This window comes from Streptomyces pactum (assembly GCF_016031615.1).
Lineage (GTDB): Bacteria > Actinomycetota > Actinomycetes > Streptomycetales > Streptomycetaceae > Streptomyces > Streptomyces pactus.
The window spans coordinates 4,247,880-4,268,016 of sequence record NZ_JACYXC010000001.1 but is presented as its reverse complement, the minus strand read 5'-3'; the positions used below and the strand labels follow the sequence as shown (position 1 = coordinate 4,268,016).

Genomic DNA, 20,137 nt, shown 5'->3' with positions numbered 1-20,137 from the left:
CTCCCCGGAGCCGAAAATACTTTTCACGGGTGAGCAGCCCACTGAAGGAAACTTTCCCCCGAGGCCCCGCCCGGGACGCGCTCGCCGCCGCCGTCCCCGGCATCGCACCGGACGTCCCACCGACGACGGCCACCGCTCCCCGCGCCCCGGCCGTGATCACCCCCGCCGCGGCCGTTCCCGGGGCCGCCGCCACCGGTGGCGGCGGCCCGCCGGCCGCCTCCGCCGATCCCCCCGGCTCCGCCACCCCCACCGGAGTCCACACCCCCGGACCCGGCGCCCTCGCCGGGCCGTCGGGTGCGCCGGCGCCGCCGCCCGCCCCCGGCGCGCTCGCTGCGAAGGTCCGCACCCTCGCCCCGTCCATGACCCGCTCGATGCAGCGCGTCGCCGAGACGGTGGCCGCCGACCCGGCCGGGTGCGCCGCGCTCACCGTCACCGGTCTGGCCGAACGCACCGGCACCAGCGAGGCGACGGTGGTCCGCACCTCCCGGCTGCTGGGTTACCCCGGATACCGGGACCTGCGGCTGGCCCTCGCCGCGCTCGCCGCCCAGCAGGCCGCCGGGCGGGCCCCGGCCGTCACCGCCGACATCGCGGTGGACGACCCGATGGCGGACGTGGTCGCCAAGCTGGCCCAGGAGGAACAGCAGTGCCTGGCCGACACCGCCGCCGGGCTGGACGTGGCCCAGCTGGAGGCCGCCGTCACCGCGCTCGCCGCCGCCCGGCGGATCGACGTGTACGGCATCGGCGCCTCCCACCTGGTCGGGCAGGACCTGGTGCAGAAGCTGCTGCGCATCGGGCTGATCGCGCACGCCCCCGGCGATCCGCACCTGGCCGTCACCAACGCGGTGCAGCTGCGGTCCGGGGACGTGGCCATCGCGATCACCCACTCCGGCGGGACCACCGACGTCGTCGAACCGCTCCGGGTCGCCTTCGAGCACGGGGCGACCACGGTGGCCATCACCGGACGGCCGGACAGCGGCGTGGCCCAGTACGCCGACCACATCCTGACCACCTCCACCGCCCGGGAGAGCGAGCTGCGCCCCGCCGCGATGTCCAGCCGCACCAGCCAACTGCTGGTCGTGGACTGCCTGTTCGTCGGCGTGGCGCAGCGTACCTACGAGAGTGCCGCGCCCGCCCTGGCGGCTTCCTACGAAGCCCTCGCCCACCGGCACGGTTCCCGCCCGGCCCGCTGACCCGGCCCCGACGCGCCACCTGCCACCTGCCACCTGCCACCTGCCACCTGCCACCGCACCATCGCCCGCCACGCACGCACCGACCACCGCCCGGCCAACCCCCACCCCCACCCGTCATGGAGAGCTGCCTTCCGATGTCCGTCACGCCCGACTCCGCAGCGCTGCGCGCCCAGCTCGACACCCTGACCACCGAGGCGTTCCGCCCCGAGCTGGCCGAGATCGACCGGCTCGGCACCGTCGAGATCGCCCGTCTGATGAACAACGAGGACGCCGACGTCCCGGCCGCGGTCGCCAGCCAGCTGCCGCGCATCGCCGCGGCCATCGACGACACCGCCGAGCGGATGGCCCGCGGCGGCCGGCTGATCTACGCCGGCGCCGGCACCGCCGGGCGGCTCGGGGTGCTCGACGCCAGCGAGTGCCCGCCCACCTTCAACACCGCGCCCGGGCAGGTCGTCGGGGTGCTCGCCGGCGGCCCGGAGGCGATGGTGACCTCGGTGGAGGGCGCGGAGGACAGCGGGGAGCTGGCCGCCGCCGACCTCGGCCGCCTCGCCCTCACCCCGGACGACACCGTGGTCGGCGTCTCGGCCTCCGGCCGCACCCCGTACGCCGTCGGCGCCGTCACCTACGCCCGGGAGCTGGGCGCGCTCACCATCGGCCTGTCCTGCAACGCCGGTTCGGCGCTCGCCGCCGCCGCCGACCACGGCATCGAGGTCGTCGTCGGCCCGGAACTGCTCACCGGCTCCACCCGGCTCAAGGCGGGCACCGCCCAGAAGCTGGTGCTCAACATGCTCTCGACCATCACCATGATCCGGCTGGGCAAGACGTACGGGAACCTGATGGTCGATGTCCGCGCCTCCAACGAGAAGCTGCGGGCCCGGTCCCGGCGGATCGTCACGCTCGCCACCGGCGCCGGAGCCGAGGCGGTGGAACAGGCGCTCACGGCCACCGGCGGCGAGGTGAAGCCGGCCATCCTCACCCTCCTCGGCGGGGTGGACGCGGCCACCGCGGACCGGCTGCTCGGCGAGGCGCACGGCCACCTGCGCACCGCCCTGGAAGCGGCCGGCGCCCGGCCCGGCGGCGACCGCTGACACCCGCGACCGCCGGCACCCGGCGACCCGACGACCGCCGGCACCCGGCCCGTCGTGCCCCGTCCCGCGCCGAGCGGTTCCGCGCACCGGCCCGCGCGGAACCCGCTCAGCGCGGGTAGGCGGAGGTGTCGAGTGCCGTACCGAAGGGTTCCGGCAGCTCCACCGGTTTCCCGAACGGCACCTGGACACTGCTCTGGTACGCCCCGCCGCTGGGGTGCGAGTACAAGGTGACCGTGGCCCCGCCTTCGTGCCACCGGTCGATCAGCAGATGGAGCGGGACCGGCGCGTGGGCGTAGGCCCGGAGCCTCTTCGTACGGTCGTCCCTCGCCTTGCTCCTGGAGGTGACCTCGACCATCAGCAGCGCGTCCGCCGCGTCCAGCGACCCGATGTCGTCGTCCTCGCCGGAGGTGAGCAGCGAACTCTCGATCACCACCAGGTCGGGGACGTAGACCTTCTCCAGCGGAGCGATGAACACGCCCAGCGTCCGGTAGATGCCCATGCCCTCGGGCAGGCAGCGGAACAGTGCGCTGTGCACGGCTCCCGTGATGAAGTTGTGCTCGGCGGTGGGCGGCGGAACCAAGGTGATGTTTCCCTCGTCGATCTCGGCGCGCCAGCCCTCGGGCACGTCCAGCTCCTGCCACGTACGCACGAGGTAGTCCCACATCCGGTGGCCGTGCTCACGGCCGGGTCCGACCATCGCAGCGGTCATCGCGGGGTCTCCTCTCCGTGGCCCTCACCGGGCAGCGTAGGCGGACGGGACGGGGCACCGGGCCGCTACCGGCCGGCGTCCCACGAACGTGTGACCGACGCACCGGGGCGCCCTCAGCGGGCGGGCCCGGGACCCGTGCGGCGCAGCAGGAGCAGCGCGATGTCGTCCTGGGCGGGGGACGCGCCGACCGAGGCGACCACCCGGTCCGCCAGGGCGTTCAGGTCGCGGGGCCGCCGCTCGCCGGCCGTTCCCGGGGCGGGTTCCTCGAAGGACCACTCCGCCAGCGACCGCATCAGCTCCGCCAGCGAGTCGCCCAGGTCCTCGCCGCGCCGCTCCACCAGGCCGTCGGTGTACAGCACCAGGGTGGCGCCCGGCAGGAGCGTTTCCTCGGCCACCGGGTACTCCTGCGCGTCGAAGCAGCCCATCGGCACCCCGCCGGGCACCTCCACCTCGCGGACCCGGCCGCCGGGCTCGATCAGCAGCGGGTACGCGTGGCCGGCCCGGGCCACCCGGACCCGGTCGCGGGCGGCGGAGACCTGGACGGCCACGCAGGTGGCGTAGCGGTCGGTGTCCACCTCGCAGAGGATGTCGTTCCCCCGCACCAGCAGTTCGGCCGGGTCCGTCTCGTCCCGGGCGTGCACCCGCATCGCCACCCGTACGTGCCCCATCACCGCGGCGGCCTGGGCACTGTGCCCCTGCACGTCGCCGACGACGACCATCACCCGGCCGTCCGACCCGGGCACCACGTCGTACCAGTCGCCGCCCACCTCCAGGCCCTTGGAGCCGGGCAGGTACCGCGCGGCGATCTCCAGGCCGGGCAGCTCCGGGATGGTGCTGGGCAGCATCAGCCGCTGCAACTCGGTCATCTGGCGGCGCCGTTCGTCGGTCAGCCGGGACCGGCCGACCGCCTGCGCCAGGACACCGGCCGCCGCGATGCACAGCGCCTCGTCGTCCTTGGTGAACACGTGCGGCCGGTCGAAGCTGATCACACAGGTGCCGACCGGACCCTCCGCGGTGATCAGCGGCAGGATGGCCCAGGCCTCCTGGCCGGGCAGCCGGGGCAGCCCCGCGGAGTACACGGCCTGGTAGTCGGCGCGGGTCTCGCAGAACAGCGGCCGGCGCTCCAGCGCGGTGAGCAGCTCGGGGTCGTGCGGCACCTCCTGGACCTGGGCCTCCAGCGCCGCCAGTTCCGCCGCGTCGAAGCCGTGGGTGGCGGCCACCGCCAGCCCGCCGGTGTCGCCGCCCACGTACACGATGATGTGCCGGGCGCCCAGCGTCGGCAGCACCATGGCCGCCGCGGTGTCGATGACCTCCTGGGTGGAGAACGCGCCGGTGATCGCCCGGGTGACGCTGAGCAGGAACTCCCGGCGGGCGGTGTCCCGGACGTACCGCCGGTGTTCCTCGGTCCGGTCCTGCACGATGCCGAGCATGCCCTGCGGCCGGTCGTCGGCGTCGTGCAGCACCCGCCCCTCGGCCTTCACCCAGCGCAGCTGCCCGCCCGGGTGCACCACCCGGTGCGTGACGGAGAACTTCCCGGTCCGCAGCGCCCGGTTCAGCTCCTGCTCGACGCCGGGCCGGTCGGCGGGGTGCAGCACCCGGAAGAAGCTCTCCACCCGCTCGTCGAACTCCTGCGGCGACACCCCGTAGATGCGGCACAACGGCTCGTCCCACACCACCCGGCCGGTCGCGAAGTCCCAGTCGAAGAAGCCGATGTCCGCGCTGGAGACGGCGAGCCGCAGCCGGGCGCCGCGCGAGCGGGTGTCGATCCGCCGCACCGTCTGGCCCAGGCGGGGGGCGCCGCCCGGCGGCGTGGCGTCCCCCAGCGACAGCAGGTGCTCCAGACGGTGCGCGCCGACCGCGGTGAGCAGGTTGAGGTCCCGCTCCTCGGCACCGGTGGGCGGCTGCGGCGGGGTGCGCAGCATCACCGCGCCCAGGCACCGGTCGTCGGCGAGCAGCGGGAAGCACACGTACGCCAGGGGCTCCCCGAAGTCCGCCACCTCCGGGTAGCTGGGCCGGAAGTACTCCGCGGGCATGAAGACCGGCCGGCGTTCCCGGACGGCCCGCGGGGCCGGCAGATCGGCGTGCGGGGAGACGGTCGCGAACTGCTCCTGGAGCTCGGCCGAGTAGCCGCGGCAGGCCGCCAGCCGCAGCCGGCCGTCGTCCCGCAGCACGTAGAGCGCGCCCCGGTCGCCGCCCACCCGGGCCAGGCAGGCGTCCAGCAGCAGGGTGAGCAGGGTGCCGGTGTCCGTACAGGCCAGCAGGCGGAGGGCGGCCGCCCGCGCGGCGGCGCCGAGGTCCTCCTCCCGCGCTCCGGCCGCGGCCGGCGCGTCGGGGACGGGGGCCGGCACGTTCGCGGCGGGTTCCGTGCCCGGCGCGTCCGGGGCGGGCACATCCGGGTCCGGTCCGCCGGGGGCCGGCACGTCCGGGGCCGGACCCGCTCCGCCGGGCCGGGTGGCACCGGGCCGGTCGGCACCGGGCGGCGGGGGGCCGTGGACGGCCTCGTCACCGCGTGATTCGCCGTCCCTTCCGCGCACGTTGCCTCGCCTTCGACGTCAGGCACCCGCGAGACGCCCACGCGCCGGTCCACGGGGCACGAGGCCCCCGTGGCCCCGCCCGGGCCCGCGAGATCAGGATAAGACGCGCAATTCGGAAATGCCGCTGGGGCGGCACCCCCCGAAGAGGATGCCGCCCCAGCGCTTGAAGGACGCTTGACCGACCGGAGCCGATCAGAAGTCCATGTCACCGCCCGGCATGCCGCCGCCGGCCGGCGCGGCGGCCTTCTCCGGCTTGTCGGCGATGACGGCCTCGGTGGTGAGGAAGAGCGCGGCGATGGAGGCGGCGTTCTGCAGCGCGGAACGGGTCACCTTCGCCGGGTCGATGATGCCCTCGGCCACCAGGTCCACGTACTCGCCGGTGGCGGCGTTCAGGCCGTGACCCGGGGTGAGGTTGCGGACCTTCTCCACCACGACGCCGCCCTCAAGACCGGCGTTGACCGCGATCTGCTTGAGCGGGGCCTCCAGGGCCAGCTTGACGGCCTGGGCACCGGTGGCCTCGTCGCCCTCCAGCTCCAGCTTCTCGAAGACCTGCGACGCCTGGAGCAGGGCCACGCCACCACCGGCGACGATGCCCTCCTCGACGGCGGCCTTGGCGTTGCGCACCGCGTCCTCGATGCGGTGCTTGCGCTCCTTGAGCTCCACCTCGGTGGCGGCGCCGGCCTTGATGACGGCCACGCCGCCGGCCAGCTTCGCGAGGCGCTCCTGGAGCTTCTCGCGGTCGTAGTCCGAGTCGGAGTTCTCGATCTCGGCGCGGATCTGGTTCACGCGGCCCTGCACCTGGTCGGCGTCACCGGCGCCGTCCACGATGGTGGTCTCGTCCTTGGTGACGGTGACCTTGCGGGCGCGGCCGAGCAGGTCGATGCCGGCGTTCTCCAGCTTGAGGCCGACCTCCTCGGAGATCACGGTGCCACCGGTGAGGATGGCGATGTCGCCGAGCATGGCCTTGCGGCGGTCGCCGAAGCCCGGGGCCTTGACGGCGACGGACTTGAAGGTGCCGCGGATCTTGTTGACGACCAGGGTCGCCAGGGCCTCGCCCTCGATGTCCTCGGCGATGATCAGCAGCGGCTTGCCGGACTGCATGACCTTCTCCAGCAGCGGGAGCAGGTCCTTCACGTTGCTGATCTTGGAGTTGACGATCAGGATGTACGGGTCGTCCAGGGACGCCTCCATACGCTCCATGTCCGTCGCGAAGTACGGGGAGATGTAGCCCTTGTCGAAGCGCATGCCCTCGGTGAGCTCCAGCTCCAGACCGAAGGTCTGCGACTCCTCGACGGTGATGACGCCTTCCTTGCCGACCTTGTCCATGGCCTCGGCGATCAGCTCACCGATCTGGACGTCGGCGGCGGAGATGGAGGCGGTGGAGGCGATCTGCTCCTTGGTCTCCACGTCCTTCGCCTGCTCCAGCAGAGCGGCGGAGACGGCCTCGACGGCCTTCTCGATGCCGCGCTTCAGGGCCATCGGGTTGGCGCCGGCGGCGACGTTGCGCAGACCCTCGCGGACCAGCGCCTGGGCCAGGACGGTCGCGGTCGTCGTGCCGTCACCGGCGACGTCGTCCGTCTTCTTCGCGACCTCCTTGACCAGCTCGGCGCCGATCTTCTCGTACGGGTCCTCCAGCTCGATCTCCTTGGCGATGGACACACCATCGTTGGTGATCGTGGGGGCGCCCCACTTCTTCTCAAGGACGACGTTGCGACCCTTGGGGCCGAGGGTGACCTTGACGGCGTCGGCGAGCTGGTTCATCCCGCGCTCGAGGCCGCGCCGAGCCTCCTCGTCGAACGCGATGATCTTGGCCATGTGAAGTGGTCCTCCCAAGACGACGGGGGTCCCTCCCACTCCCTGGGGGGCAGTGGGGGCGGATTGCTCCGGACCGCGCCTGGCGCCCGCGACGGACGGCCTGCCTGCCGCGCGGTTCCTTGCCCCACCCGGCCTGCGGGCCTCACCGACCCGGTCCTTCTTTTGTCACTCTCACTCTCAGAGTGCTAACGCCAATGATTAGCACTCGACCCCCGAGAGTGCAAGCGACCCAGGGGTCCCGGCGGGGGCGGGGGCCGGAATGCGCGCCCGTCCGGCCCGGACGCACCCGCTCGGGCCGCGCGCACGCCCCGCCCGCACCGCCGGGGCTCCGGCGCCGGCCGTTCGGCCGTCCGGGCCCCGTGCGGCGGCCCGGGATCCCTCTGACGCGACCCCGGCCCGTCCAGCGGCGGCCCCCCGGCCGCGACGTCGGGACCTCGCGCCCGGCGGCTCCCTGGACCTGAGACGCCCCGCCGGGCACCCGCCGGCCCCGGGGTCCGCAGCCGGGCACACCCGCGCCGGCACCCGACCGGAGGCAGGCCCCCCGGCGTACGGCCGGAGGCAGGCCCCCGGCACACGCCCGGAGGCGCCCCCGGCCCACGGCCGGAGGCGGTCCCGGGCACGCGGCGGACCCGCCCCCGGCACACTCAGGACCCTGGCCCGCCACACGGCACACGGCGGGGCGGACGCCGCGGCGAGGACGCCCCCGCACCCCGTGCCCGCACCCCGGCCGCGACGGGCCGCGCACGCCCCGGACACGCGGCGGGGCCCGCACCCCCTGGAAAAGGTGCGGGCCCCGCCTTCGCTGACGTCAGCGACCTGCGTCTCGGCACTCAGGCCGACACGCGGACCATGTCCGCCTGCGGCCCCTTCTGGCCCTGCGAGATCTCGAACTCGACCCGCTGGCCTTCCTCAAGGGTGCGGTAACCGTCCATCTGGATCGCGCTGTAGTGGACGAACACGTCCGCACCACCGTCGACCGCGATGAAGCCGTACCCCTTCTCCGCGTTGAACCACTTGACGGTGCCCTGAGCCATTCCTAACTCCCCTATTACTGGCCCTTGCGCAGGACCGCACTCCGCGGACCCGGGTCAGACCTCACCCCCCAGGTCAGTGGGGAGCGTGCGCCGGAACGCCGCGATCGACCGCCGCTGAATGTATCTGCCCAACTGCCCAGCGCAACAGGTCAGTCGGACGAGAATTCCGAAGACCGTCCGACGGCGTTAAGGGGTGAATTACCTGGATTCCAGGGCAAGTCGGGCCGGGCATAGCACACCAACCCGGCAATTCACGCACACACTTCGTGCACAAGTTGACGGGTTCTCATATGCCTGCGGCGAGCGCCGACGGGGGGATCGGCCCAACTCTACCGTGCCCCAACACGCGGAATCGCCCCGTCCGTTTCGCCGGACGGGGCGATTCCGCGTACTTCCGGGGCGGCCGGGAGGTGTCAGCCGCCGGCGACCGCGGGAATGATGGACACGCCGGCCCCCTCCGGGGTGGCCGTCTCCAGACCCTGCTCGAACCGCACGTCGTCGTCGTTGACGTAGACGTTCACGAAGCGGCGCAGCTTGCCCTCGTCGTCCAGGACGCGCGCGGCGATGCCCGGGTGGTTCTTCTCCAGCGAGGCGATGACCTCGGCGAGGGTCGCGCCCTCCGCGGTCACCTCGGCCCGGCCGCCGGTGTAGGTGCGCAGGATGGTGGGGATACGGACGTTGACGCTCATGCGAGGCCAGCCTCTCGGAACGAGTCAAGGGTCGGACGGATGGTCGCGGACGGGCCCGTGGTGGGCGCCACGGCGTCCAGGGTCTTGAGGCCGTCACCGGTGTTGAGCACCACGGTGGTGAGGGCCGGGTCGAGCTGACCGGTCTCGATGAGCTTCTTCGTCACGCCCACGGTGACGCCGCCCGCGGTCTCCGCGAAGATGCCCTCGGTCCGGGCCAGCAGCTTGATCGCGTCCACGATCTGCTCGTCGGTCACGTCCTCCACCGCCCCGCCGGTCCGGCGGGCGATGTCCAGCACGTACGGGCCGTCCGCCGGGTTGCCGATGGCCAGCGACTTGGCGATGGTGTCCGGCTTCACCGGCCGCACCACGTCGTGCCCGTCCTTGAAGGCGCGGGAGACCGGGGAGCAGCCCTCGGCCTGGGCGCCGAAGATCTTGTACGGCTTGTCGGCCACCAGGCCGAGCCGGATCAGCTCCTTCAGCCCCTTGTCGATCTTCGTCAGCTGCGAGCCGGAGGCGATCGGGATGACGATCTGGTCCGGCACCTCCCACCCCAGCTGCTCGCAGATCTCGTACGCCAGCGTCTTGGAGCCCTCGCCGTAGTAGGGGCGGAGGTTGACGTTGACGAAGCCCCAGCCCTCGCCGAGCGGGTCGCCGATCAGCTCCGAGCAGAAGCGGTTCACGTCGTCGTAGGTGCCCTCGATGCCGACCAGGTCGCCGCCGTAGACCGCGGCCATGACGACCTTGCCCGCCTCCAGGTCGTGCGGGATGAAGACGCAGGAGCGGAAGCCCGCGCGGGCCGCCGCGGCGCCGACCGCCCCGGCGAGGTTGCCCGTGGAGGAGCAGGAGAGGGTCGTGAAGCCGAAGGCGCGCGCCGCCTCCACCGCGATCGCGACCACCCGGTCCTTGAAGGAGTGGGTCGGGTTGCCGGAGTCGTCCTTGACGTGCAGGGCGCCGGTGATGCCCAGTTCCCGGGCGAGGTTGTCGGCCTTGACCAGCTTGGTGAAGCCCGGGTTGAGGTTCGGCCGGTCCGCCACGTCGGCGGGGACCGGCAGCAGCGGGGCGTACCGCCAGATGCTGGCCGGGCCGGCCTCGATCCGCCGGCGCAGCTCCTCGGGGTCGCCGCTCGGCAGGTCGTAGGCGACCTCCAGCGGCCCGAAACAGGAGGAACAGGCGAAGATCGGGCCGAGCGGGAAGCGTTCGCCGCACTCGCGGCAGGAGAGCGCCGCGGCAGGGCCGAGCGAGACGTTCGCGGCAGGGGTGGTCGAGCTTTCGGCAGCTTGCACAGCCATGGAGGCGAGGCCCTTTCTCCTCATCTTCCTCACGACGCATCTCGTCGCGAGACGGAATTGGCACCTTCCCTAGCCGGGGACCCCGCGAGCCACACGTCCGAGGACGGTGGGCGTCAGGTGACCGACTGGAGGGTTGCCGGGGCTTCAACGGGCCGTATCCCTCTGCCCCTCTGGATGAGCGGTATGGACCGGGCGCGCACGGGCACGCCTCGGACGTTTGTCGGCGGGGAAACGCTCCCCGATGTGCGGGAGCGTCCGCGTTGCCTAAGACTGTAACCGAACCCCCGGACGACGGAACCGGTCGTCCCGAACCGCGAGATGAGTCACGGACACCCGGGCCGCGCCGCCCGTGCCCCGGCCCCCGCACCACCACCGCCCCACCCGCCCGTCCCGGGGCATCCCCGCAGGTCCGGACGGGTACCGTGGTCCGTCCCCCGGCCGCCGGCCGTCGCCCGGCACAGCCCGGACACACCCCTGGATCCGTACGTCCGCGGTGCGCGCCGGGCGCCGCGGAACCGGCCCCGGCGCGCGGCACACGCCGGCCGCCGGGCCCGGGATCCGGCGCGGACGCGACGGTCGTCCGTCCGGTCCGGCGGCCGTCCGTCCGGCCCGCGACCCCGCCCCGTCCGGTCCGTGGGCGGTCGCCCGCCTCCGTGACGATGACCCCACCGGTCCGGGACGGGTCTTCGACGGGGTACCGGGAGGCCGGATCGCCCTCGTGTCCGGCACGGGCGTCACACTGACCACAACAGCCGATCGCAACAGCAGGGGAGTCGTAGACGTGCTGGAAGAGGTTGAGCGCTGGTGGACGCGGCGGTCCTGGTCCGCGGCCGACCGTCCGCCCGCCCAGCTCCTCGCGGCCAAGGAGGCCACCGGGACCACGGTGAGCGTGGTGCTTCCCGCGCTCAACGAGGAGGCGACGGTCGGCGCGATCGCCGGAACGATCCGGCGCGAGCTGATGACCCCGCAGTGCCCGCTCGTGGACGAACTGGTGGTGCTGGACTCCGGTTCCACCGACCGCACCGCGGCGGTCGCCGCCGCGGCCGGGGCGCGGGTGGTCCACCGCGACCGGATCCTCCCCCGGCTGCCCGCGCTGCCCGGCAAGGGCGAGGTGCTGTGGCGCTCGCTGCTCGTCACCAGCGGCGACGTGGTCTGCTTCATCGACGCCGATCTGCGCGACTTCTCGGCCCGGTTCGTCTCCGGGATCGTGGGACCGCTGCTGACCGAGCCGGACGTGCAGTTCGTCAAGGCGATGTACGACCGCCCGCTGGGCTCGGCCACCGCCGAGGGCGGCCGGGTCACCGAACTGGTCGCCCGCCCGCTGCTCAACCTGCACTGGCCCCGCCTGGCCGGGTTCGTGCAGCCGCTGGGCGGCGAGTACGCGGCCCGCCGCGGGCTGCTGGAGCGGCTGCCGTTCCCCGTCGGGTACGGCGTGGAACTCGGGCTGCTGGTGGACGCCCTGCACACGGTGGGGCTGGACGCGCTGGCCCAGGTGGACGTGGGGACCCGCAAGCACCGGCACCAGGACGGCCAGGCGCTGGGCCGGATGGCCGCCGCGATCTACCGCACCGCGCAGGTACGGCTGGCCCGCGGCCACCTGGTCCGGCCGCAGCTCACCCAGTACGAACGCACCGCGGACGGCTTCACGCCGTCCACCACACCGGTGGACACCGAGGAGCGCCCGCCGATGACCGCGATACCGGAGTACGCGGCCCGTCGCGCCGCGTGACCGGTACCCCGGCCGGCCGGGGTACGCGGCGGCCGGCCGGGCAATGGCACGACCCGCCGGGGTACGCCGCGGCCCGGTGGCAGGGCCCGGGCGGGACGTACCTGCGGCACCCGGATGGAGCAACGCCGGGTCCTCGCCCGGCCCGCGGCGGTCACGCCGGGTCCGGCCCCGGCGTGACCGCCGCCGCACCCGCCCGGTTCCCGGCCGGCGGGGCGATCGCCGCGGCGTGGTGAGTCCGCCGTCACGTTTGCGTTCGGCATCCCCCGGCTAGGCTCGCGACATGGCCTTCGACCCCTCAGGTGCCGGTGCCCGGGTCCTCGTCGCGTCCAACCGGGGCCCGGTTTCGTACACCCTCGGTGACGGCGGTCCCCCCGGACCGGACGGTCTCCCCCCGCTCACCGCCCGGCGCGGCGGCGGCGGCCTGGTCTCCGGACTCAGCGCCATCGGCCCCGACGCGGACGCGGTGTGGGTCTGCGCGGCGCTCGGCGAGGGCGACCGGGAAGCCGTACGGCGTGCCCGCGGGCGGTACCTCGACCCGGCCGACACCGGCGGGCAGCGGGTGCGGATGCTCGACATCGCCCCCGAGACCTTCACCGCCGCGTACAACGACATCGCCAACTCGGTGCTGTGGTTCGTCCACCACATGCTCTACCAGACCCCGCTCGACCCCGTCTTCGACGACCGGTTCCGGGACCGCTGGGCGGCGTACGAGAGGTACAACGCGGCATTCGCGGACGCCCTGGCCCAGGAGGCCGCCGAGGGCGCCTTCGTCCTGGTGCAGGACTACCACCTGGTGCTCGTCCCGGGCATGCTGCGCGAGCTGCGGCCGGACCTGCGGATCGGGCACTTCTCGCACACCCCCTGGGCCCCGCCGGACTACTTCCGGCTGCTGCCCGACGACGTCGCGGCGCAGGTGCTCCGCGGCATCCTGGGCGGCAACCGCGCCGCGTTCCTCACCCGCCGCTGGGCGGACGCCTTCGCCGAGTGCTGCGAACGGGTGCTCGGCGCCACGGTGCGCCGCGTCCCGGAGCAGGAGACGGACGGGGCGGCGGAGCCGGACGCGGAGGTGCAGGGCGCGGAGGCGGTCCGCGAGGCGATCCGCGAGGCGGTGCGCGGCTCCGAGGCGGCCGCCGCGGCGGCCGGCGGCCGGCTGATCGTGGAGTTCGAGGGCCGCACCACCCGCATCGGGGTGCACGGGCTGGGGGCGGACGCGGAGTTCCTGCGGCAGCGGTCCCGGCAGCCGGACGTGGACGAGCGGCTGGCGGCGCTGCGGGCGCAGATCGGCGCCGGGCGGAAGACCATCGTGCGGGTGGACCGCACCGAGCTGTCCAAGAACATCGTGCGCGGCCTGCTCGCCTTCCGCCGGCTGCTGGAGCAGCACCCGCAGTGGCACGGCCGGGTGGTGCACATCGCGTTCGCCTACCCGTCCCGCCAGGACCTGGCGGTCTACCGGGAGTACACCGAGGAGGTGCGCCGGGTCGCCGAGGAGATCAATGCCACCTTCGGCACGCCGGACTGGGAGCCGGTCGCGCTGCACGTGAAGGACGACTTCGCCCGCTCGCTGGCCGCGTACCGGCTGGCGGACGTGGCCCTGGTGAACCCGATCCGGGACGGGATGAACCTGGTCGCCAAGGAGGTCCCGGTGGTCTCCGAGGCGGGCTGCGCGCTGGTGCTCTCCCGGGAGGCGGGGGCCTGCGCCGAACTGGGCGAGGACGCCCTGGTGGTGAACCCGTACGACGTGGAGGCCACCGCGCGGGCCCTGCACGAGGCGCTGGTGATGCCGGAGGGGGAACGGGCCGAGCGGAACCGGCGGCTCGCCACGGCGGCCACCGCACTGCCGCCCCGGGACTGGTTCCTGGCCCAGCTCCGGGCCCTGGACGCCGGCTGACCCCACCGCGCCACCTCCCGCACCCCGAGGTGCGGAGCCGGCCGCCCCGGCCCCGCTCCCCCGCACCGGCGCCCCGGCCCGGCCGGGTCCCGGCCCGGCGGCGGGTGAGGTACGGCGAGAAGGCGTCGTACCGCCGCGCCGCCGCGCCACCGGCCGCTCGGGGGCGTGGCGGCGCGTCCGGAAGCACGTCAGCGCGTCCAGGGCGGGGGCCGGCGGCGCGGCGTCAGCGCGCCCGGAACAACACGGCCGGCGCGCTTCGGGCAGCGCGGCCGGCGCGGTGTCGGTCCGTCCGCGTGGCGGGGCGTCAGCCCGTCCGGGGCGGCGCCAGCTCGTCGGCGAGGGCGTCCAGCAGCCCCACGACACCCTTCGGCCCGTCCACCACCAGGTCGGCCCGGGCGGCGAGTTCGGCCACCTCACTGCTGCCGCTGCACACCAGCAGCCCCGGCAGCCCCTCGGCGCGCCGGGCCTCCACGGCCCCGAGGGCCGCCAGGTCGCCCAGGTCGTCGCCCGCGTACAGCACCGGGCCGGCGTCGGACTCGGCCAGGTACCCGTTGAGCGCGACGCCCTTGTCCATGCCCGGCGGGCGCAGCTCCAGCACCAGGCGGCCGGGCTCCACGATCAGCCCGTGCCGCTCCGCCAGCCGCCCCAGCGGTTCGCGCAGCGCCTCGAAGACGGCCTGCGGGTCCGGGGCCCGACGGGTGTGCACGGCGACCGCCCGGTCGCCCTTCTCCTCGATGTGCAGCTGCCCGGCGAACCCGGTCTCCGTGACGCCGCGCGCCGCGCCGACGGAGGCGAGCACCCCGGGCAGCTCTGCCCGGACGGCGGCCACGCCCGGGTGCGGGTCGGGCGCGGTGACGGCGCCGGTCGCCGCGTCCCAGCGCTCGGCGCCGTAGTGGCCCAGGACGACGAGCCGCTCCAGGCCGGGCACCCCGGCGAAACCGCCGTACCGCACCGCGACCTCGGCGGGCCGCCCGGTGATCACCACGACGGACCGCAGGTGGGGGGCGAGCCGGACCAGCGCCGGCACCGCCCCGGGGTGTGCCCGGGCCTGCTCGGGGTCGGGCACGATCTCGGCCAGCGTGCCGTCGAAGTCGAGGGCGACCACGGCCCGGCCGGGGTCCGCCAGCAACGCGGCGAGGCCGTCCCGGCCGGCCGGGGTGGCGGGCTCCGGGAGGGGGGCACCACCGGTGGAACGCGGGGAAGGATGGCTGTGGCCCATGCGGCGACCATACCCGCACCCGGCGGGGTTACCCCGGTCCCGGCGGGCCGCCCCGGCGCCCGGACACACCGATCCCACGGTCCGTGGGCCCGCCCGCCCCACGGTCCGGCGGCATGCGGGCCCGGCCCCGCTCGGCCCCGGACGCGGGCGCGTCCCGGCCCGCTCAGCGGCGGGCTCGACGTGCACTGCCCCCTCACCGCAGGGCACCACGGGCACGGACCCGCTCGGCCCTGAACGCAGGCGCGACGCGAACCGGCTCAGCGGCGGGCGCGGCGGGCCGCCCGGACGCGGCGGAGGCGGTTGACGGTCACCGGGTCGTGCCGCAGCGCGGCCGGGTCGTCGAGCAGGGCGTTGAGCAGCTGGTAATAACGGGTCGGGGTGATGCCCAGCCGTTCGCGTATCGCGCGCTCCTTGGCGCCCGGGCCCGGCCAGCCCCGCCGCTCCATCGCCAGCACCGCGACGTCCCGCTCGGAGAGACCGCCCGGTCCGGGCACCGCACCGGCGCCCGGCGCGCCCTCGTCCGCGGACACCGCACCGGCCCCGGACACCACATCGGCCTCGGGCGCCACCTCGGCCCCGGACGCCCCGGCGGTCTGATCCGCCGCGCCCGGTCCCCCGTCGGCGCCCTCCGCGCCCGCCCCGCGCCCGCCACGGGGCTGCCCGCGCTCGGCCCTCGGCCGCACGCGCTCGCCCACCGGCTCCGCGCGCTCGTCGGCCGGCCCGGGCCGCGCACGGTCCGGGGCCGGTGCGGACGGGTCGTCCGGGCCGGGGTCGGGGTGCTGGTCGGGGCGTGCGCTCACCCCTCCACCTTGCCACCGCCGGCCGTACGGTGTCCGCGGCCACCGTCACACCCGGCCGGAGGACGCCCGCGACCACCGTCACACCCCGCCGCACCGCGCCCGTGCCCGTGCCCGTGCCCGCGGCCACCGTCGCACGTCGCCGGACGACGACCATGACCACCGTCACACCCGCCCGGCCCGGCCGGGGGCCGGGGGTGCCGGGTCACCGGCCGGCGACCTCCGCCTCGTCACCGGCGCGCTGCAGCTCCCCGAGCACGCTCGCCGGGTCGCCGCCCTCGGCCACCACGGCGCCGATCTTCTCCTTGAGGCCCTTGCTGACGGTCGCCCAGGAGGTCTTGCTGTACGGCAGGAACTCCGCGTGCCGGAGTTCGTCCAGGAACTGCCAGAGCCGCTTGTGATCGCGGCTCTCGCGCATCGCGTCGGACGCGGCGGCGGTGACCGGCAGCAGGTCGTACCGGACGGCGAACTCCAGCACGTTCTCCTTGGCGTACACGAAGTCCAGGAAGCGGCCGATCTCCTCCTGCCGCCCGTTCTGCTTGAAGGCCATCATCCAGTCGGCGATGCCCATGGTGGAGCGCGCCTTGCCGTGGATGCCGGGCAGCGGGGCGGTGCCGTACTTCACGCCGCCCTTCTCCGCCTGCTTCATCAGCGTGGGGTGGCCGTTGAGCATGCCGACCTCGCCGCGGGCGAAGGCGTCGAAGAGCTGCTGGCGGTTGGTGCGGCCGGGGGTGCCGGGGCCGGTGAGGTGTTCGCCGACCAGCTCGTCGCGGAGCCACTCGAAGGTCTTGACGTTCTCCGGCGAGTCGAGGGTGTAGGTGCCGTTGGTGTCGGTGTAGCCACCGCCGCCGCTGAGCATCCACAGCATCGTCTCGGCGGGTGCCTCCTCGGGGCCGAGCGGCAGCCCGTAGGGGATCTTCACCCCGGCCGTCTTGAGCTTCTCCGCGGCGTCCTTCAGCTCGTCCCAGTCGGTGGGCGCGGCGGTGATGCCGGCCTGCTCGAAGAGCGTCTTGTTGTAGAACAGCAGCCGCGCGCTGGCCACGAAGGGCAGGCCGTACTGCACCCGGCCCACCTTGCCGGCCTCGGCTATCGACTCGATGAACCCGGCCTGGGTGGATATGGAGAGCAGCTGGTCGGCGCGGTAGAGCTTGCCCGCGGCGGCGAAGTCGGCGTACGCGCCGATCTGGGCCAGGTCCGGCGCCTCGCCGCGGCGGACCATGTCGGCGACCTTCCGGTCCACCTCGGTCCAGCTGTAGACCTTGACGTCCACCTCGATGTCCTCGTGCTCGGCCTCGAAGGCCCGCGCGAGCTTGTCCCAGTACTCCTGCGACCCGTTGGCGGCGCTGTCGCCGTAGTCGGCCGCGACCACGGTGAGTGTCGTCCCCGAACCCCCGCCGCCACCGCCGCAGGAGGTCAGTGCGGGGGTGATCGCCGCGGTGGCCGCGCCCGCCGCCGAGACACCCAGGAACCGCCGACGCCGCACAGCCGCTCACCCGCCCTTTCACATCGTCCATGTCCATGTGCACGCACCGGGGCGTCCGGTCGCCGCCACGGCGCGGTCAGCGGGTGTTTCCCGCAAACTTCCCCAAGGTCTACACCATGGCCCACCTCACCTCGGTACCGGCCTTCGCTTCCCAGGTGATTTCGATCGATCACCTGCCGAACAGAGGCCCCTACCCCGGCCGCCCCCGCCCGAACTCCCTTTCCGCGCCCGGATGGTGGGCCGGCCGGGCCCCTCGCCACCCGCCGCGCGGCCCCCGGCCGGGGCCGCCGGCCCACGGAGCGGCCGACACGGACCCGGTGAATGGACTAGACCTCTCGCGGCCACTCGGGCGACACTGTTCCCCGTGAAACACGTCATCGCCCTCGATGTAGGCGGCACCGGAATGAAGGCCGCCCTGGTCGCCGCGGACGGCGAACTGCTCCACGAGGACCGGCGGCCGACCGGCCGCGAGGCCGGCCCGGACGCCGTCATCGCGCGGATCCTGGACTTCGCCGACGAACTGCGCGCCCTCGGTGAGCAGCGGTACGGAGTGACGGCCGCCGCGGCCGGGGTGGGCGTACCGGGCGTCATCGACGAGGCCCGGGGCATCGCCGTCTTCGCCGCCAACCTCGGGTGGCGGGACGTGCCGCTGCGCGCGCTGCTCTCGCAGCGGCTGGCCGGCGTCCCGGTCGCGCTGGGGCACGACGTCCGCACCGGTGGGCTCGCCGAGGGCCGGATCGGCGCGGGCAACGGCACCGGCCGCTTCCTCTACGTGGCGCTGGGCACCGGGATCGCCGGGGCGATCGGGATCGACGGCCGCATCGAACCGGGTGCCCACGGGTCGTCGGGGGAGATCGGGCACATCGTCGTCCGGCCCGGCGGCCCGGCCTGCGGCTGCGGCCAGTCCGGCTGTCTGGAGCGGCTCGCGTCGGCGTCCGCGGTGGGCGGCGCCTGGGCCGCCGCGTGCGGCGACCCGGCGGCGGACGCCGCGGACTGCGCCAAGGCCGTCCGGTCCGGCGACCCGCGCGCGCTGGCCGTCTGGACGGACGCGGTGGGGGCGCTCGCCGACGGGCTGGTCACCGCGGTCACCCTGCTCGACCCGGAGATGCTGATCATCGGCGGGGGACTCGCCGAGGCGGGCGAGACGCTCTTCGCGCCGCTGCGGACCGCGGTCGCGGACCGGATCACCTTCCAGCGTCTCCCCTCCATCGTCCCCGCGGCCCTCGGGGACACCGCCGGATGCCTGGGCGCAGGGCTGCTCGCCTGGGATCTTCTCTCCACGGAGGTAACCCCCTGATGGACCAACGAACGGTACTCGCGGGCGCCCGGGTGGTGCTGCCGTCCGGTGTCGTGGAGGGCGGACGGGTGACGGTCGAGGGGCGGCGCATCGTCGCCACGGAGGCGCCGGACGCGGGCGCGTCCGCCGGCTCCCCCGCCCCCGGCACCGGCACGGCCTCCGGCGCGGACGGCGGCGACGCCCGCACGGTGGACCTGACCGGCCACTGGGTGGTGCCCGGCTTCATCGACATCCACGTGCACGGCGGCGGCGGCGCGTCCTTCTCCGCCGGGACCGCGGAGGAGGCGCTGACCGTCGTCCGTACCCACCGGGCACACGGCACCACCACCATGCTGGCGTCCACGGTCACCGGTGACCTGGACGACCTCGCCCGCCAGGCGGCCGCCCTGGCCGAGCTGGTGGAGCAGGGCGACCTGGCCGGCATCCACTTCGAGGGGCCGTTCATCTCCCCGCACCGCTGCGGCGCCCACCAGCCGGAGCTGCTGCGGGACCCGGACCCCGCCGACGTGCGGAAGCTGACCGACGCGGCCCGCGGCGCCGCCCGGATGATGACCCTGGCACCGGAACTCCCCGGCGGCCTGGACTCGGTGCGGCTGCTCGCGGAGCAGGGGGTGATCGCCGCGGTGGGGCACACCGACGCGGCGTACGAGGCCACCCTGGACGCCGTGGAGGCGGGGGCCACGGTCGCCACCCATCTGTTCAACGCGATGCCCTCCCTGCTGCACCGCGCGCCCGGCCCGGTCGCCGCGCTGCTGGAGGACCCGCGGGTCACCGTGGAGCTGATCAACGACGGCACCCATCTGCACCCCTCGGTGCTCCAGCTCGCCTTCCACCGGGCCGGCGCGGACCGGGTCGCGTTCATCACCGACGCCATGGGGGCGGCCGGGATGGCCGACGGGATGTACCCGCTCGGGCCGATGCGGGTCGAGGTCAAGGAGGGGGTCGCCCGGATCAGCGACGGCCCCACCGCCGGCTCCATCGCCGGCTCCACCCTCACCCTGGACCGGGCGTTCCGGCGCGCGGTGACGATCGACGGGCTCTCCGTGGAGCAGGCGGTACGCGCCCTGTCCGGCACCCCGGCGCGGCTGCTGGGCATCGCCGACCGCACCGGCTCGCTGGAGCCGGGCAAGGATGCCGACCTGGTGGTGCTGGACACGGAGTACCGGGTGGCCGGGGTCATGCGCCACGGCGAGTGGCTGGTCGAACCCGCCCCCGCCGGCTCCACCGCCTGACCCCACCGGCCACCGCCTCCCCGGCCGGGGCCCGGCGCGGTACCGGGCCGGGCCGGCGGTGACCGTCCCGGCGCGGGCAGGGCGGGCCGGCGCGGGCCGCCCGGCCCCGGGCACCACGGACGGCGATCGGTCCGGACGGTCGGG

General features: G+C 74.8%; 15 protein-coding genes and 1 riboswitch. Of the genes, 6 read left to right on the top strand and 9 right to left on the bottom strand.

All coding sequences use genetic code 11. From position 1 onward, the window contains the following. The first annotated feature begins 155 nt into the window (after positions 1–155). Together IHE55_RS16915 and murQ are read left to right on the top strand one after the other, a co-directional pair. A complete protein-coding gene (locus IHE55_RS16915) occupies positions 156–1,190 on the top strand; it encodes a MurR/RpiR family transcriptional regulator (protein ID WP_372442764.1) in 1,035 nt (344 codons plus the stop codon). Positions 1,191–1,324: 134 nt separating this feature from the next. Next, entirely contained in the window at positions 1,325–2,278 is a 954-nt protein-coding gene (murQ, locus tag IHE55_RS16910; RefSeq protein ID WP_197989786.1) for an N-acetylmuramic acid 6-phosphate etherase, read from the top strand. Between the two features lie 106 nt (positions 2,279–2,384). On the opposite strand, the gene IHE55_RS16905 is transcribed toward murQ, so the two are convergent. From IHE55_RS16905 to thrC, 6 genes are all read right to left on the bottom strand, one after another. Further along, positions 2,385–2,987, bottom strand: coding sequence for a Uma2 family endonuclease (locus IHE55_RS16905; RefSeq protein ID WP_197989785.1), 603 nt, complete (start codon positions 2,985–2,987; stop codon positions 2,385–2,387). Positions 2,988–3,100: 113 nt separating this feature from the next. Continuing rightward, positions 3,101–5,335 (bottom strand): SpoIIE family protein phosphatase, encoded by a 2,235-nt coding sequence (locus IHE55_RS16900; protein WP_197989784.1) that lies wholly within the window; start codon positions 5,333–5,335, stop codon positions 3,101–3,103. Between the two features lie 378 nt (positions 5,336–5,713). Next, on the bottom strand, positions 5,714–7,336 hold the full coding sequence (gene groL, locus IHE55_RS16895) for a chaperonin GroEL (protein ID WP_197989783.1): 1,623 nt from the start codon (positions 7,334–7,336) through the stop codon (positions 5,714–5,716). An 830-nt stretch (positions 7,337–8,166) separates the two neighbouring features. Continuing rightward, complete coding sequence (locus IHE55_RS16890) at positions 8,167–8,370, bottom strand: cold-shock protein (protein ID WP_010035953.1); 204 nt, start codon at positions 8,368–8,370, stop codon at positions 8,167–8,169. A gap of 413 nt (positions 8,371–8,783) precedes the next feature. Next, positions 8,784–9,059: a ubiquitin-like small modifier protein 1 gene (locus IHE55_RS16885; protein ID WP_197989782.1), complete on the bottom strand. Its 276-nt coding sequence runs from the start codon at positions 9,057–9,059 to the stop codon at positions 8,784–8,786. Continuing rightward, on the bottom strand, positions 9,056–10,348 hold the full coding sequence (gene thrC, locus IHE55_RS16880) for a threonine synthase (protein WP_197989781.1): 1,293 nt from the start codon (positions 10,346–10,348) through the stop codon (positions 9,056–9,058). Before thrC ends, IHE55_RS16885 begins: the two co-directional genes overlap by 4 nt. Positions 10,349–10,365: 17 nt before the next feature. Then, positions 10,366–10,529, bottom strand: a riboswitch (SAM riboswitch). Positions 10,530–11,129: 600 nt separating this feature from the next. Here thrC and IHE55_RS16875 point away from each other — a divergent pair. Both IHE55_RS16875 and IHE55_RS16870 read left to right on the top strand, forming a co-directional pair. Then, positions 11,130–12,077 (top strand): glucosyl-3-phosphoglycerate synthase, encoded by a 948-nt coding sequence (locus tag IHE55_RS16875; protein WP_197989780.1) that lies wholly within the window; start codon positions 11,130–11,132, stop codon positions 12,075–12,077. A gap of 280 nt (positions 12,078–12,357) precedes the next feature. Further along, the gene (locus tag IHE55_RS16870; protein ID WP_197989779.1) at positions 12,358–13,965 is read left to right on the top strand and encodes an alpha,alpha-trehalose-phosphate synthase (UDP-forming); all 1,608 of its coding nucleotides are present in this window, start codon (positions 12,358–12,360) and stop codon (positions 13,963–13,965) included. Positions 13,966–14,269: 304 nt separating this feature from the next. On the opposite strand, the gene otsB is transcribed toward IHE55_RS16870, so the two are convergent. From otsB to IHE55_RS16855, 3 genes are all read right to left on the bottom strand, one after another. Next, the gene (otsB, locus tag IHE55_RS16865) at positions 14,270–15,184 is read right to left on the bottom strand and encodes a trehalose-phosphatase (RefSeq protein WP_197989778.1); all 915 of its coding nucleotides are present in this window, start codon (positions 15,182–15,184) and stop codon (positions 14,270–14,272) included. Positions 15,185–15,441: 257 nt separating this feature from the next. After that, positions 15,442–15,714 carry a DUF3263 domain-containing protein gene (locus tag IHE55_RS16860; protein ID WP_197992058.1) on the bottom strand — a complete coding sequence of 91 codons (273 nt, stop codon included), beginning with the start codon at positions 15,712–15,714 and terminating at the stop codon, positions 15,442–15,444. Between the two features lie 472 nt (positions 15,715–16,186). Continuing rightward, positions 16,187–17,464, bottom strand: coding sequence for an extracellular solute-binding protein (locus tag IHE55_RS16855; protein ID WP_197989777.1), 1,278 nt, complete (start codon positions 17,462–17,464; stop codon positions 16,187–16,189). Positions 17,465–17,828: 364 nt separating this feature from the next. Here IHE55_RS16855 and IHE55_RS16850 point away from each other — a divergent pair, with 364 nt between their 5' ends. Continuing rightward, the gene (locus IHE55_RS16850; protein WP_197989776.1) at positions 17,829–18,761 is read left to right on the top strand and encodes an ROK family protein; all 933 of its coding nucleotides are present in this window, start codon (positions 17,829–17,831) and stop codon (positions 18,759–18,761) included. Next, the gene (gene nagA, locus IHE55_RS16845) at positions 18,761–19,993 is read left to right on the top strand and encodes an N-acetylglucosamine-6-phosphate deacetylase (RefSeq protein WP_197989775.1); all 1,233 of its coding nucleotides are present in this window, start codon (positions 18,761–18,763) and stop codon (positions 19,991–19,993) included. The genes IHE55_RS16850 and nagA overlap by 1 nt, the downstream gene beginning before the upstream one ends. Positions 19,994–20,137: the final 144 nt, after the last annotated feature.